At 42.2% G+C, this 14837-nt stretch carries 17 protein-coding genes; 9 read left to right on the top strand and 8 right to left on the bottom strand.

Annotated features, from left to right (window positions below; genetic code table 11):
- Positions 1 to 71 precede the first annotated feature (71 nt).
- Positions 72 to 1115 (top strand): alkene reductase, encoded by a 1044-nt coding sequence (locus P4S58_RS18035; protein WP_337165031.1) that lies wholly within the window; start codon positions 72 to 74, stop codon positions 1113 to 1115.
- A 106-nt stretch (positions 1116 to 1221) separates the two neighbouring features.
- Positions 1222 to 2145: a LysR family transcriptional regulator gene (locus tag P4S58_RS18040; RefSeq protein ID WP_337165032.1), complete on the top strand. Its 924-nt coding sequence runs from the start codon at positions 1222 to 1224 to the stop codon at positions 2143 to 2145.
- Here P4S58_RS18040 and P4S58_RS18045 read toward each other — a convergent pair.
- On the bottom strand, positions 2142 to 2351 hold the full coding sequence (locus tag P4S58_RS18045; protein WP_337165034.1) for a hypothetical protein: 210 nt from the start codon (positions 2349 to 2351) through the stop codon (positions 2142 to 2144). The two genes, P4S58_RS18040 and P4S58_RS18045, sit on opposite strands and share 4 nt — an antisense overlap.
- A gap of 110 nt (positions 2352 to 2461) precedes the next feature.
- On the opposite strand from P4S58_RS18045, the gene P4S58_RS18050 reads away from it, so the two are divergent.
- The 4 genes from P4S58_RS18050 to P4S58_RS18065 all read left to right on the top strand — a co-directional run bounded on the left by P4S58_RS18050 (position 2462) and on the right by P4S58_RS18065 (position 4608).
- Positions 2462 to 2800 carry a DUF3316 domain-containing protein gene (locus P4S58_RS18050; protein WP_237292540.1) on the top strand — a complete coding sequence of 113 codons (339 nt, stop codon included), beginning with the start codon at positions 2462 to 2464 and terminating at the stop codon, positions 2798 to 2800.
- Between the two features lie 50 nt (positions 2801 to 2850).
- A complete protein-coding gene (locus tag P4S58_RS18055) occupies positions 2851 to 3189 on the top strand; it encodes a DUF3316 domain-containing protein (protein ID WP_102963638.1) in 339 nt (112 codons plus the stop codon).
- Positions 3190 to 3484: 295 nt separating this feature from the next.
- A complete protein-coding gene (locus tag P4S58_RS18060) occupies positions 3485 to 4105 on the top strand; it encodes a TorD/DmsD family molecular chaperone (RefSeq protein WP_337165038.1) in 621 nt (206 codons plus the stop codon).
- Between the two features lie 11 nt (positions 4106 to 4116).
- Positions 4117 to 4608 carry a peptide-methionine (S)-S-oxide reductase gene (locus P4S58_RS18065; protein WP_337165040.1) on the top strand — a complete coding sequence of 164 codons (492 nt, stop codon included), beginning with the start codon at positions 4117 to 4119 and terminating at the stop codon, positions 4606 to 4608.
- A 61-nt stretch (positions 4609 to 4669) separates the two neighbouring features.
- On the opposite strand, the gene P4S58_RS18070 is transcribed toward P4S58_RS18065, so the two are convergent.
- Both P4S58_RS18070 and P4S58_RS18075 read right to left on the bottom strand, forming a co-directional pair.
- Entirely contained in the window at positions 4670 to 5047 is a 378-nt protein-coding gene (locus P4S58_RS18070; RefSeq protein WP_102941406.1) for a VOC family protein, read from the bottom strand.
- 202 nt (positions 5048 to 5249) lie between these two features.
- Positions 5250 to 6653, bottom strand: a complete 1404-nt coding sequence (locus P4S58_RS18075; protein ID WP_337165043.1) for a sensor domain-containing diguanylate cyclase — start codon at positions 6651 to 6653, stop codon at positions 5250 to 5252.
- A 730-nt stretch (positions 6654 to 7383) separates the two neighbouring features.
- Between P4S58_RS18075 and mqo the strand changes: the two genes are divergently transcribed.
- Positions 7384 to 8988 (top strand): malate dehydrogenase (quinone), encoded by a 1605-nt coding sequence (mqo, locus tag P4S58_RS18080; RefSeq protein ID WP_337165044.1) that lies wholly within the window; start codon positions 7384 to 7386, stop codon positions 8986 to 8988.
- A 42-nt stretch (positions 8989 to 9030) separates the two neighbouring features.
- Here mqo and P4S58_RS18085 read toward each other — a convergent pair whose 3' ends face one another.
- Complete coding sequence (locus tag P4S58_RS18085; RefSeq protein ID WP_337165045.1) at positions 9031 to 10035, bottom strand: AraC family transcriptional regulator; 1005 nt, start codon at positions 10033 to 10035, stop codon at positions 9031 to 9033.
- 131 nt (positions 10036 to 10166) lie between these two features.
- On the opposite strand from P4S58_RS18085, the gene P4S58_RS18090 reads away from it, so the two are divergent.
- Together P4S58_RS18090 and P4S58_RS18095 are read left to right on the top strand one after the other, a co-directional pair.
- Positions 10167 to 10928, top strand: coding sequence for an SDR family NAD(P)-dependent oxidoreductase (locus P4S58_RS18090; RefSeq protein ID WP_102963645.1), 762 nt, complete (start codon positions 10167 to 10169; stop codon positions 10926 to 10928).
- A 24-nt stretch (positions 10929 to 10952) separates the two neighbouring features.
- Entirely contained in the window at positions 10953 to 11456 is a 504-nt protein-coding gene (locus P4S58_RS18095; protein ID WP_042483381.1) for a 2,4'-dihydroxyacetophenone dioxygenase family protein, read from the top strand.
- 62 nt (positions 11457 to 11518) lie between these two features.
- Here P4S58_RS18095 and P4S58_RS18100 read toward each other — a convergent pair whose 3' ends face one another.
- The 4 genes from P4S58_RS18100 to P4S58_RS18115 form a co-directional block, all read right to left on the bottom strand.
- Complete coding sequence (locus P4S58_RS18100; protein ID WP_337165047.1) at positions 11519 to 11962, bottom strand: GNAT family N-acetyltransferase; 444 nt, start codon at positions 11960 to 11962, stop codon at positions 11519 to 11521.
- 120 nt (positions 11963 to 12082) lie between these two features.
- The gene (locus P4S58_RS18105) at positions 12083 to 13180 is read right to left on the bottom strand and encodes an alkene reductase (RefSeq protein ID WP_337165049.1); all 1098 of its coding nucleotides are present in this window, start codon (positions 13178 to 13180) and stop codon (positions 12083 to 12085) included.
- Positions 13181 to 13320: 140 nt separating this feature from the next.
- Complete coding sequence (locus tag P4S58_RS18110; RefSeq protein ID WP_337165051.1) at positions 13321 to 14202, bottom strand: LysR family transcriptional regulator; 882 nt, start codon at positions 14200 to 14202, stop codon at positions 13321 to 13323.
- Positions 14203 to 14339: 137 nt separating this feature from the next.
- The gene (locus tag P4S58_RS18115) at positions 14340 to 14765 is read right to left on the bottom strand and encodes a hypothetical protein (protein WP_102963649.1); all 426 of its coding nucleotides are present in this window, start codon (positions 14763 to 14765) and stop codon (positions 14340 to 14342) included.
- Positions 14766 to 14837 lie beyond the last annotated feature (72 nt).

Raw genomic sequence — 14837 nt, forward strand, 5'->3', positions numbered from 1 at the left:
TTGAATGTTCATTCAAGAAAAGGTTAGCATGTGCACATAAAGTCCATGTAGGGCATAAAAGGAACAGCAAAATGACAGCAACATTATTTGAAAGCTATAAGCTCAACGACAAAATTACACTTAAAAACCGCATTGCAATGGCTCCACTGACTCGTTGTATGGCAGACGCAAACCTAGTTCCGACAGACGCAATGGTCGAGTACTACGCAAAACGTGCTGATGCTGGTTTGATCATTTCAGAAGCGACCATTATTCGTCCTGACGGTCAAGGCTATCCAAACACTCCGGGACTCTACACCGACGCACAAATTGCTGGTTGGAAAAAAGTAACAGACGCAGTACACGCAAATGGCGGCAAGATCTTCGCTCAGCTATGGCATACCGGCCGTGTGGCTCACCCTCACTTTTGGGGTGGTGAATATGTGTTAGCACCTTCTGCAGTAGCATTCGACGGAACCGTTCCTCGTATGCGTGAACTGGTTTATACCGTTCCTAAAGAAGCGACGAGCGAAGAAATCGCACAACTTGTTGAAGACTACGCACAGGCTGCTCAAAACGCGATTGAAGCAGGTTTTGATGGTGTTGAAATTCACGGTGCTAACGGTTACTTAATTGACCAATTCCTACACTACGACACAAACCGTAGAACAGACGAATATGGTCAGACAGCGGAAAACATGTCTCGCTTCCCGCTTGCTGTTATTGATGCTGTAATTGCACGTATAGGCGCAGAACTAACCGGTCTACGAGTGTCACCAGCTGGTTATGCGCATATGGCTACAGATGCTCGCGATCGTCAGGTGTTCGACTACTTCCTTAAAGAAGTTGAAAAACGCGATTTAGCTTACCTCCACGAAGGCATGTTTGACGACAGCATGGAATTTGATTTCTTAGGCGGTAAAGTCTCAGAATACATGCGCAAAGCGTACTCTAAGACCCTAATGGCGGTTGGCGGATACAATGCAGAAACAGGTGCAGAAGCAATTAAAGCGAACAAATTTGACCTGTTGGCAATTGGTCGTCCATTCATCGCAAACCCAGACTACGTAAGCCGTGTACAACAAAATAAAGAACTTGTTGAATACGATGCTGCAATGTTAGAAACCTTAGTGTAAGGTTCTAATACTTTGAATATTTAACGGCCCGATAAGGGCCGTTAATCTATCTTTAAGATACAAAGAAAATTGAGAACTCTGAACCCACTATCAGGAATTTTGTGCAATGGATCTAGCTACCCGACTCGTCATGCTTTTGGAAGTGCATCAACAAGGTTCATTTGCTAAAGCCGCAGAACTCCGAGGGATTGATCGTTCAGTTCTCTCTAAACAAATCAAAAAGCTAGAAGACTCATTAGGTTTACGCCTTTTAAACCGCTCCACTCGCTCATTATCCTTTACCACCGCTGGTCTTGAAATCGTTAAGCAGGCGCAAAAAATCCGAGATACCCTCGACGAAACTCATCATCTTGCGAATACTTTTAACGAAGAACCAAGAGGCGTTTTAAGACTCTCCAGCACCCAACTATTTGGCCGAACTTATCTTAAAAAAGCAGTTATAAATTTCCTGAAAAAGTACTCGCAGGTCAGCATCGAAGTCATTCTGGATGATAGAAAAGTCGATCTTATTAGCGACCGATTTGATATCGCATTTCGCATTGGCATTCCTGATGATTCCAACCTTGTTGCGAAGAAACTTGCCGACCATAAAATGGCAATCTTAGCGTCGAAAGACTTCATAGAAGAACATGGATATCCTGAGAATCCAGAGCAACTGGCATCACTTCCTTCGGTTATCTATTCAAACCGTTCTTTTACGTTAGACAAGGTAAAACTTTTCTCTGAAACTGAAGACGAAACGTTCACTCTTAATGCCCAAGGGCGTTACCGCGTGAATGAAGTTGAGCTGTTAATGGATGCCGCTCAAGAAGGATTAGGCTACGTCATTGTTGGACAGATGATGTTAACCAAAAATATTGATGATTTAGGGTTAATCAAGCTGTTACCTGATTTTCAAGTCTCATTCACCGGTGGCCTTTACGCTCTCTACTCACATCGCAATCCACCGCCACTGGTCAAACTTTTCATCGAAACCGTTCAAGACACCATAGGAACCCCTCCAGTTTGGGAATCCTATCTTAACGATTAACCTCTTGCCTCTTCATTTTTCAAATAATACTTACTAAAAATCAATAAGTAAGGGCTTATCTGCGCCTTTTTTACCACAACTATTTCTCTCACGCCATTAGGCAATTTTTTACTCTCGACTTCAGAAAAAATCATATTGACGAGTAGATCATCGAGCGAAATTTCAACCCCTTTATTGGTGCTGTTTTGTCCATAGTAAAATGCCAAAAGTGATCTTCATCACACTTAAAAATTTACTCATAATACACCCATCGAATGACAGACAAATCTGACATTCCGTAAGAAACAATAAAGTCTATTCTTCAAAGGTGAATATTATGAACAAACTAATGACCGTAGCAGCAGGCCTACTTTTATCAACATCAGCTTTTGCTTCTAACGTGACACTTCACAACGATACAACTGTAACTACTTCAAGTTTTGCAACTAAAGCAGAAGCATTGAATGCGGGCTTAAATGTTGCTCAAAATCTATCAGACATGAGCCAAACTGAACTACGTTTCCAACTACCAGTTAACGCTTACCAAAATGTAAACAACATCAGTATCGATAACACTGAAGTAAAAGTTGAAGAGTTCGCTCAAGTACGTGGTGAAGTTCAGTACCGCGCTATCGTAGATGTGGATTACCACTTCGACGCGAAAGAATCACGTTAATCAACACATTTAAACAACTTATAACACCCAGAATTCAAAAGGTATTTATCATGAAAAACACAATTATCCTTGCATCAGGTCTACTACTTGCTTCATCAGCGTTTGCTTCAACTACAACAGTTAGTGACAACGCAACGTTTAAAACTGACACGTACAGCTCTAAAGCTGAAGCGTACAATGCAGGTTTCGACCTTTCAGATTCAGTTAAAGCGATGGACCAATCTCAACTTCGTTTTAATCTTCCAGTTCAATCATACACATTGGTTAAGAACATCAATGTTGGTCAATCTGAAGTGACTGTAGAAGAGTTTGCAAACAGCACCGGCGACATTCAATACCGCGCTATCGTTGATGTGGATTATCAATTCAACGCAAAAGAATCAAACTAAGTGTCACTAAGCCTCGGGGATATGGATATCCCACGGCTTGCTTTCTTCCCCATAATTTAGTCTTTGCTTTACACGCTAATCTAAAACCCCTGCCTTACCGTCATCTCCTTTAAATTGATCTCATTTTTCAACTCAAAACGACTGATTAAAAATAAACCTTAGTACCAATTAGTGTCACATCAAAATGAAACGTGTCGCAATAAAACACCATATAGTGATATATTCGGCGAAGTTAACCGCTGTTAAACAAGCACTAGCCTATTTAGCAGTAAAAGGAATTTATAAAGGTAATGCCGTGGAACTACAAAATCTCTCTCGACCTGAATTAGCTATTGTTTGTAAGCTTTTTGGTGCGCTTTTTTATTACCCTCCCAGAGATTTTAACCAATTCCCTTTTGGAACCTACTTTGAGGAAGATGAAGTAGAAACGCCAATCAAAGAAGTGAATCAGGTTTTGAACAGCTTCAAGTTTACCAATCAAGATACGCTTCAAGATGAACACGATCGATTGTTTACCATTCAAGATGATATGCCAGCCCCACCTTGGTCATCGATGTATCTTGATAGAGAGTCGATCTTATTTGGTCATTCACATAAGAAATATTGTCAGTTCATTGATCACTGCGGTTTGGGTCTTCGTGAAGATGTAACCGATCCAGAAGACCATATCGGTCTGATGCTGATAATACTGGGTATGTTGATTGAAGATGAGCAAGAGCAACATGTAAAAGAGATGCTGGGTGACTACCTTGTTACATGGTCTGGCTACTACTTTTCCAACCTGAAAAAATGTGCAGCTGGCAGTGTTTATTCTGAGTTAGCAGATCAAGTAAAGCGACTGTTGGAACTGCTTTGTACAAGCTACTCCGCTCAAGTACAAATTAAGAATAATTACTTTCATCCAGTTAAGACTTAGTTAACTTTACTATGCAACAAATCTATTTAGCAGGCGGCTGCCTTTGGGGTGTTCAGGAGTTCATTAAGTATGTTCCTGGCGTGATTGATACCTTAGCTGGTCGCGCCAACGGCACCACTTATTCAACCCAAACCGAATATGATGGCTACGCGGAATGCGTTCGCGTCCAATTTGATGAAGCGATCATCTCAGTCGAGCAGTTGGTTGAACACCTTTTCGAGATCATCGACCCTTACAGTGTTAATCAACAAGGTCACGATGTAGGTTTGAAGTACCGTACAGGTGTATACAGCGATGACCAGACACATCTTGAAGCCACGAAACGCTATATTGCCTCACGAGATGACGCAGCAAAGATTGTAGTTGAGGTGTTACCTTTGACTAACTTTGTCCCTAGTGATGAAGAACATCAACATCGCTTAACCCGCGTCCAAGAAGATCACTACTTATGTCATATACCTTGGGATCTTCTACATAAATACCGTAATGCAAAAAGACAATAAAAAATGGCTCGTGAGTTAAACTGCACGAGCCATTTTTTGATCAATACATTTTACCGATACGTTATAAATAATGCGCGGCACAAAGTTTGTTGCCGAATGGATCGCGAAGGTAAGCCAGATAAAGCTTTCTCTCAGCACTTGCACGCACTCCCGGTGGATCTTCACACGTAACACCACCATTCTCGATACCCGCCGCGTGCCACGCATCGACTAGCTCAGGACTATCAACTTTAAAGCCGATCGTCATACCGTTACCATGTGTAGCCGCTTCGCCGTTAATAGGCTTAGTCAAACCCAGCACACCATTTGAGTTGATGTATAAGCAGCGACCTTTTGCATCGATAACGCCTTGCGGATAACCCAAAACACTTAGAATCGCGTCATAAAACGCTTTTGATTTTTCAATATCGTCGGAGCCGACCATAATGTGACTAAACATTTTCCTTCCTTAGTGAACCATCAAAAATAGACTTGTTGCATATATAGTTACCGTATATTTTAACTACCAGCAATGCCTAATTGAGATAATCCGTAAAATTTGACACAACACTAATTTGATCTCGCTATTGTTCAATCGATATTAGTGATTCAGCTTAGCTCAGAGCTATCAAAATTAACGTTATAAGCATTTTTCCAATTGTTTAATCTTTAGTTCCAGTGAGATTACAGAAAACTTTAACTTGATTTCTACCAGCCTTCTTAGCTTGATACAAAGCTTCATCTGACTGTTGGACAGCATTTTCAAACTCAGTTTTATTAAATGGTTTCGCGCAGACACCAAAGCTCGCAGTCACTTGTTCATTCACTGGCAATATATTCGCATTCTGCAAATTAGCTCTCAAATTTTCGGCAATCATGCAGGCTTGTTCGATGGTGACGTTGGTTAACAAGATAAGAAACTCCTCACCACCCCATCGAATAAGTAAGTCACTTTCACGAATATCAGACAAACATTTACTAGCCGCTGCCAAGACGTCATCACCGACCTGATGACCAAATCTATCGTTAATCGATTTAAACCGATCAAGATCGATCAGAATAGAGACAAGTTCTTGATTTCGTGTTTGCATCGCCAACCACTGTTCAAGCATTAAGCGATTACCTAAACCTGTTAACTGATCTTTTGTTGCTATGCTTTCCAACTCTTTTACTGCCAGTTCAAGCGCTTCCGTACGCTCCTGAACAATCTGTTCCAAAGTTTCATTATTTCGTTCTAACTCTTTTGATGTCCTTTCTAATTGACGTTCAAAGCGTTTGTTAAGTGTAATGTCACTAAAGCTTCCCACCATACGTATAGGCTTGCCATTCCTATCGTATTCAACCACACGGCCACGATCATGGACCCATAAGACTTCACCATTGGTACGTACCATTCGATGTTCACTATCGTAAAGACCATCAACTTCCAAAGCCTTTCCAACCGCCATCATCATTTTTTCTACATCATTAGGGTGAATAAACTTTTCTAGTACTGACATGTCATGAACACGCATATTACTTTGTAAGCCTAATATGTCACACCACTTGCTATTGTGATGAACCTTGTTATCGGTAATATTCCAATCCCAAATACCGACGTTCGAAGCTTCCATTGCAAAGTTATAACGCTTTTCACTTTCTTCAACCGCTTGATAGGCATTTTTTAGTTCAGTGATGTCATGTGCGATAACCAATAGTAGCTTGTTGCTTCCTTCCGGATCGAGTATTGGTTTTTTAACAGATTGGAAGTAACGAATCTCGCCAGTTTCAGCATGAGTAGACATTTCTATGGTCGTTGTTGTTTTTCCTGACTCTAAAACTTCACGAGCGCTTTGCTCATAGGAAGCAACTTGCTCTGCGTTGTCGTTAAAGTCAGCATCCGTTTTACCCACCATTCGCTCAGGTGTTGTGCCATACAAACTTGCTAAGGCTTGATTGCAGAGCAAAAAATCCCCTTGCCAGTTTTTTATAAAGATAACATCCGGAGATTCATCGATCACAGTTCTAAGTAAGTTAAATCCCGACACCGAGGCCACCAATGCTGGTAGTTCATCGATTTTAGACATAGGGCCTCTAGCCCCACAGTGACTGCACTCTAACGCATGTTTGTCACTGGCGTATTTTTTCACGCGCAATGCATCGCTCTTACAATGCGGACATCGCTTCATATTGGAATGAAAGTAAGTGCTAAAAACCATGGTTACCAAGAACATATTCATTGAGTTAATGAGCATGTTAACAATTCACTCAATACTGCCGTATCAGGATAGAGCTTAGAGGTTTGTAGGAAAAAGGAGATCCATCTTATTTTGCGTAAAGAAGCCCAAAATCATATTAATTGAACGACTCAAGTACGCTTTAACTATTAATAGCTGGCAAGATTCGCCGTATTCTCAAGAGTTCAAACTTCATCACAATTACAGCTTTTCATTTTGTTGGATTATTACATCATTGTTAGGTTGTTTTTGTTACACAATTTGTATGCAAACAAACCGAACAGAGCACCCTTTAATCATATTAACCCTTAAGATTACCTGTGTATTACTTAGTTTCTTAGTAAATTTTTCTAGCTTAGATTAAATTGTTGTTAAAAATAATTTTAAAATTGTGTAACATTCAACCCTGTTTTGGTTGTTTACTTACTACGAAAACAACCAAAAACGAGAGTTTTTCTACAGACAATGCTCAAAGCTAAAATACAACTAAAATATCGAGCATAAAGTGTCGGTGGCTGTAGAAAACGAATGATAGTTAAACACTTGTAATGTTTGCGATTTAGAGAGATTTAGCCCCAAAATGAGTAACGTAACTGGTCAAAAAGGATTCAGCCAGCTTAGTTCTAATGCTGCAGAGAAACTGGTCGATGTGGTTTTAATCGGTGGTGGTATTATGAGCGCAACGCTCGGTACTTTCATCCAACAATTAGAACCTAATTGGACTATCAATATGTTTGAGCGACTTGATAAGGTCGCAGAAGAGAGCTCCAACGGATGGAACAATGCCGGAACCGGCCATTCCTCTTTAGCTGAATCAAACTACACCCCACAGACTTCCGATGGCGAAGTGACTATGGGTAAAGCGTTAGAAATCTACGAACAATTTCAACTATCCCGTCAATTTTGGGCCTATTTGGTTGAACAAGGTTTAATCCGCGATCCAAGTACCTTTATTAACAGCGTTCCCCATATGAGTTTTGTTACTGGCGAGAACAACGTTGATTTCCTTCGCAAGCGTTATCAAACACTGCGCAGCTCACCTCTGTTCGATGGCATGGTTTACTCAGAAGACAGAGAACAAATTAAGTCATGGGCGCCATTGCTCATTCAAGACCGTGACGAAACCCAGCCTATTGCAGCAACGCGCTCACGTTTTGGTACCGATGTGAATTTTGGTGCGCTTACTCACCACATGGTCGACATCTTAAACCAGAACGAAAACTTCACGTTGAACACAAAACATGAAGTAAAAACGTTGCACCGTCAGTCTGACGGTACTTGGAAAATCACCGTCAAGAATTTAGACAACAACAGTGTTCGTACCGTACACACTAAGTATGTTTTTATTGGCGCTGGTGGTGCTTCACTGACTCTACTGCAAAAATCTGGTATCCCTGAATCCCGCCAGTATGGTGGTTTCCCTGTGGGCGGTCAGTTCCTTGTGACCGAAAACCCTGAAATCGTAAAACTGCACCGTGCAAAAGTTTACGGAAAAGCAGCTGTAGGTGCGCCACCTATGTCTGTTCCGCATATGGACACTCGTTTCATCGATGGTAAAGAAGTGGTACTTTTCGGGCCTTTCGCTAGCTTCTCTAGTAAGTTTTTAAAACAAGGCTCGCTGCTTGATTTGTTTGGTTCGGTAACACCATCAAACTTGATTCCAATGACTCAAGTTGGTTTAAAGAGCTTTGATTTGATCAAATACCTTGTTGGTGAACTGCTGCAAAGCAACGAAGATCGAATGAAAGCTCTGAGAGAGTTCTTCCCTACCGCTAAATCTGAAGATTGGTCGTTGTGGCAAGCTGGGCAACGCGTACAAATCATCAAAAAAGTGGCGGGTAAAAGCGGCGAATTGCATCTTGGTTCTGAACTCGTTCATGCAGCAGACGGAAGCTTAACCGCACTACTAGGTGCTTCTCCTGGTGCATCCGTGTCTGCGGCGGTGATGCTTGAGTTACTGCAACGTTGCTTTGCAGAGCAAATGGCAACTGAAGAGTGGCAACAAAAGATCAAACAGATGATCCCTTCATATGGCGTTGCTTTGAATGAGCACCCTGAACTCAATCAAGAGATCCTGCTGAACACCAGTAAAGTTCTCAAACTGACTCAAGATCTTGTTGAAGTTCGCTCAATAAAAGAAGAGGTCGAAGAATCTCAACAGCCAGCTTTGGCAACCACTGCTTAAACGCCTCTAGAAATCAACAAAGCTAACCATATAGGTTATGCGTTAGCTTTGTTTATCACATTGATTGCGCCATTGAGTCGGCGACAACCCTGTCCAATCTCGAAAATGACGACTAAACACAGAAGCCTCGGCGTATCCTAGCTGAAGAGCAATGTCGGTAATGCTTTGTGCGTGGTCAGCCAGCGATTTTTCCGCCAGTCTTTGCCTTACTTTTTGCAATATTTCACGATAGCTTGAGCCATAACTTTTCAAACGAGACTGCAAAACTCTCGGGTGTAAATCCAACGCTTTGGCGACCCTTTCTACGCTGCACTCACCTGTGGCTAGTAAGCGAGAAATAAGATCAGACGCTTGGTCATACAAATTGTTGGGATAACGCTTGTTTAAGTACTTCAGATGTTTTTCAAAATGTCGCTCAAGCAATTCAGGATCTTGGTAAACCTTCGAACTCAACTGGCTTAGTCGTAGCAGTATCCCATTAAATGACTCATCAAAGAGAATACGCAGTAGTCCTGAGTTCGCTCGTAGCGAGTAATCCGTTACTTCCGATTGGGTTAAGTGAAGCGTAATGCGTTCAACATCTGTATTGAGAATGCTTGCAACAAATTTGGCAAGCTGGGCCACACTCAGTTGTATGAGCTGTTCTTTGCCTATTTCATTATCGACATCAATATTCAGTGATACCTGTACCCAACCATTTCTTTCTTTTAAATCTAAAGACACGCCTGACGAGTGCAAATAGAGGTAGTCGTTAACCTGTGAAAATACATCGCCGACGGTTTTAGCCCTAGACAGCAACATCGGTAGGTCGCCTAGACTCTGTAAGCTTTGTCTTTGCCCCAACATCACGCCAAACAGAGGCTGGTTACATTGTAACGCAGCCGTCTCCATGAGATCGGCTAACCGCGAGTAAGCAATATATGTATCGGGATCACGGAACTGAGTCGCCGACAAACCTACATCTTTCAATATATCTATTGGGTTTTGGCTTAACTCATGGACCAAGCTGTCAAACTTGTCTGCTGCTCCGCTTCTAACGATATACATATTCCAATCCAGCAATGTTAATCATTTGTGAATACAATATATCAAAAAACCTTCGCAAAAAATCAAGTTAACGACAATTTCATGATGTAGATTACGCTCAAGTTAACATTTTATTAACAAGGAGATGTGCCGTGGAGCTTTTCAATAAAGTTGCTGTCGTTACAGGTGCTGCCGGTGGTATTGGTAAAGCGATTATTAATCAGTTACTTGAGCAAGGTGTTAAAGTCCTCGCTGTGGATCTATCGGAAAAATCTCTGGAAATCTATCAAGGTTTTGATGAAGAACAACTGCACACTTTCGCGGCTGATGTTTCTGATTACGGACAAGTCGAAGCCGCAGTTAAAGCTGCAGCAACACATTTCGGTAGCTTGGACATCATGATTAACAATGCTGGTATCGGCATGGCGAAACCATTACTAGAGCACGACCCTATCCATGATTTCGATCCAGTTACAAAAGTTAACCAAAATGGCGTGTATTACGGAATTTTGGCGGCAGCACATCAGTTTAAGTCGCATGGTACGAGAGGTGTCATTCTTAACACCTCCTCAGTCTACGCACAGATGGCTTCGGAGATGACGTTCACTTATAACGTCAGTAAAGCGGCCGTTGATATGATGACCAAATGCGCGGCACTTGAACTTGCGCCTCTTGGTATCCGTGTGGTTGCTATTGCCCCCGGACGTGTTGATACACCGATGCTCCGTCAATATGAAGCATTTGGCCTTTGGGAACACATTAGCAAAGAACAGATGCGTCAAACATTCACTCAGCCTGAAGAAATCGCCAACGTGGTTTCATTCTTAGTGAGCGATCAAGCCAACTGCATTAATGGTTGCACTGTTAGTGCTTCCGATGGTTTCGAAAACTTCAAATACCCTCTTTTGGGTTAAGAAATAACAACAAGGAAGAGAACAATGTCATTACCAGAAGTGATTCAACATCAAGATTTTCTGCTAACACTTAATACCAACGAAGAATCTATAGTCAAAGATGCATTACCGGGCGTAGACGTATACCCACTGTTTCTAGATCCGGAAAACGGTACTTGGGTTATCCGTGCGAAGTTTGCACCGGGCATCACGCTACCAAAACACTTCCACACTGGCGTCGTGCATTTCTATACGTTAAGTGGTGCTTGGCACTACATGGAATATCCAGATCAAGTTCAAACCGCAGGTAGCTACCTGTACGAACCAGGCGGTTCAATCCATACTTTCCACTGCCCTAAAGACTCAGGTGGTGCTGACGGATTTATGGTGATCTCAGGGGCGAACATCAACTTCGACCAAGAAGGCAATTTCATGAACATCATGGATGCTGGCTGGATTGAGCAGGTACTTATTGCGGCTGCAAAAGCGCAAGGTATCAAAGCACGTTACATCAAACCGGGTGCAATTGCTCAGTTAAGTGACCAATAGATCAGTAAGCTAACAACATGATTCACTTATAAAGCACCAGCTTTTACAGTCGGTGCTTTTTGTTATTCAATGTCTTTCAAAGACTTAGTGTAGACATGGGTTGTCTTACTTCTTTCAAATCCCACTTTGGGATAGAACAGATGCGATTCCTCTCTTTCAATATTGGATCTCACCACCATTGTCTCTAATCCCTGCTCAATAGCCCACTCTTGTGCAGCTCTCACCAACGCTTGCGCGATGCCAAAACATCGATATTGTTTACCAACGACCAAACCTGTGATTTCAGCTTTAGTGCGAGACTCTAGAAACATTCGTTTCTCAACCACCAGCCAAGCGCATACTTGGTTATCGACTACTGCGATATAAACACAATGCAAAGGTGAACAACTCAATTGCGTTAACCAAGTTTCTGTGTCTGTCGTATTTGCTGTATAACCAAGTTCTTGCGTTAACGTTGCTATCTGGTTGGCATACTCAGAACGTGCAGTCGTGATTTCAAATTTCATTAACGTCCCTTGTTATGGTCGAAATAAACATCAACATGGCAGTATTCGAGCATCTTGGCAACAAATCTCAGACAAAATAAAACCTCTATCAAGAGGTTTTATTTTCGTTTCAACTTATCTTTATTCGGCAAATTTTGGATAATCCGTTAATCCTTTTTCTGCACCGCCAAACAGAGTATTAGGATCATGGGCTGCCCAAGGTTGACCATTTTTAATACGCTCAGGCAGATCTGGGTTTGATACATAAGGGCGACCGAACGCAACCATATCTGCTAAACCAGAATCTAAAGCCAAAAGCGCTTTCTCAACATTGTATTTACCAGCGTATATCAAAGTGCCAGTAAAGGCTTCGCGTAACGCCTGTTTAAACGCTACAGGCATTAACGGTGCGTCGTCCCAGTCAGCTTCTGCAATATGTAAGTATGCGATGCCGTGTTTATTGAGAACTTTCGCTGCTGCCACATAGGTTTCTTCAGGGTTCGCGTCAACCGTACCATTTAGAGTTGTTAACGGAGCAAGGCGAACACCGACTCGGTCAGAACCAATGGCATCACATAATGTCGCTACCACTTCATCAAGGAAACGCAGGCGATTTTCAAGGCTACCACCGTACATATCGCTACGATTGTTTGATTCAGAGTCAATAAATTGATTGACCAAATAGCCATTAGCCGCGTGAAGTTCGATACCGTCAAAGCCTGCCAACAGCGCATTCTTTGCAGCTTGGTGGAACTGCTTAATCACAAGATCAATATCATCTTGAGTCATTTCACGAGGCATTGCCGTATCAACGAACCCTGGCGCATCAGTGCCGTTATCAACAAACACTTTCACACCTTCAGCTTTAATAGCAGAAGAAGAAATTGGTTTCTCGCCGTTAATGTTATCTGGATGAGTGACACGCCCCACATGCCAAAGCTGAGCGAAAATAACACCGCCTTTCGCATGCACTGCATCCGTTACCTTCTTCCAACCAGCCACTTGTTCATCACTGTAGATACCCGGAGTCCATGCGTACCCTTTTGCGTTTGGCGCTATTTGGGTACCTTCACTCACAATCAACCCAGCGCTAGCGCGTTGTGCGTAGTACTTTGCCATTAAGTCGTTGGCCACATCGTTTGGCTGACTTGCTCGTGAACGAGTCATCGGAGGCATAACAATACGGTTCGCTAATTGAAAACGACCTACTTGAATCGGTTGAAACAATGCGTCAGTCATAAGTTCCTCGGTTGGATAAGTGAATACTTGTATGGGGAAGATTCTAACAGTGAACTAGGAACTGATTAATCAACGAACGGACAAAACATTTTTGCAAATATCACAAAAATACTTATCCGTACGAACAGGTTTAGCTGGTTTTAAAGAGTGAATCGAGGTTTGATAAAGTCGATAAATGCCGATATTCGGCGAGCCACTTGAGATGATTTATAGTACACCGCATTGATCAACTCACGATCTGAAGACTCTTTACTGTATTCATCTAACAGTACAACTAATCGGCCTTCGGCAATGTCTTGTCTAACCATATATCCTGACAAACAACTGATACCATTACCGGCAAGAACCAACTGACGTACCGTTTCACCACTGCTGCAGGCAATAGTTGGTTCAATATGATCTACACCTTCTACAGGCCAGACATTCAAACTTTTTGGTCTGGTAAAACCGACAATCTCATGTTGAGAAAGATCATCGGGCGTATTCGGAAAGCCTTTTCTCGACAGGTACTCTGGAGAAGCAACAACGAATAAACGGCTCTTACCAAGAAAACTGGAATACAAGGTTGAATCAGCCAACTTGCCAATGCGAATCGCCACATCTGTGCGCTTTTCAAGAAGATCGACATAGCCTTCGTTTGAGGTAAGTTCCAGTTCAATATCGGGGTAAGCTTGTTTGAATTCCCGAATCAATGGCACTAATTGATTGAGCATAAACGGGCTGGCAGCATCTACACGAAGCTTGCCTTTGGGCAGCTCTCCGCCGCTGGAAAGATCTTCTTCCGCTTGCTGAAGATATTGCAGACCAGAGCGCACAGAATCAACAAAGCGTCTACCTTCTTCCGTCAACTCTAACCGTCTTGTCGTTCGATTGAGGATTGTGATTCCGAGTTGCTTCTCAACACGGCTCACTGCTCGCGAGACTTTAGCCACCTGTACACCCATGGTTTCGGCGGCAAGTGAAAAACTGCCACTGTCGACAACATTAACTAAGATCTCTAAATCATCTGAACGAGTGCGCATCGAATATCCGTTTATTGCAAATTTGACAAAATTAAACTGATGATAGTCATTTTGAAATGAAAACGAAACCCAACACTTCACTCAACAGAGAGCAATATATTGGGTTTCGTTGATATTTGTACGCAAACGGTAAGTGGTTAAATCACGCACTCTTTAACTGAATTAGCTTTACCAACACCTTTTTCGATGATGGCTAGCATTTGGTCGTTCTTTACTGAAGACACAATCTTATCCAGTAGATTCTCCGCCGTCTCCTGCGAGGAAACTTCAACTAAGCAATAATATGAGTTGGAAATCTGCTCTGTCACGTTGCGGATTGCCTCTTGGTCTCCCAACTCGGTTTTCATAAGCGTATCGATTGATTGAGTAAACTCTTTAGCTCTTTGGGCTGCATCTCCGAAAACCTCAAGGTTCAGACTATTAAGATCGATTGACTGAGCTTGCAGTTGCAAAGTATCCACGGCTTTATTTGCGACCTCTTGAGCTTGGTCGATGACCTTACTCGCATCATCACAACCAACCAGAGCAAGGGTTAAAGTCAATGTCATTACCGATTTTTTCATTTTTAGCCTCTGAGGAATAATTGACGCTTCGATACTAAACCAAGCTAAAAAGTCATTGAACTAAAATAGCGT

Source organism: Vibrio sp. Hal054, from assembly GCF_037162405.1.
Lineage (GTDB): Bacteria > Pseudomonadota > Gammaproteobacteria > Enterobacterales > Vibrionaceae > Vibrio > Vibrio diazotrophicus.